Here is a 208-nt window from a genome sequence, read left to right on the forward strand (position 1 = left end):
TGATATTGAAATGGAAGGGGTATTAAGTGGTGGCGAGGGAGGTAAAGAAATTTATCATGCTCGAGATAAAGGGAATAAAAGCACTCATTCTGAAGGTCATCACGCGTTATATTGTGAGCGAGTGGTTAATACCTATGAGGTCTTAGAAGTGCAGGATGCAGCTAAAGAGCCTAGCTGGAAAGATAATGAAGACTTAACTGAGTTCGGG

General features: G+C 41.8%; 1 pseudogene. It reads left to right on the forward strand.

What is annotated here, in order from left to right:
- Positions 1-208: pseudogene (locus V6255_RS19105) on the forward strand (hypothetical protein); the annotation flags it as partial.

It is taken from the genome of Psychromonas arctica (assembly GCF_038155225.1).
GTDB lineage: Bacteria > Pseudomonadota > Gammaproteobacteria > Enterobacterales > Psychromonadaceae > Psychromonas > Psychromonas arctica_B.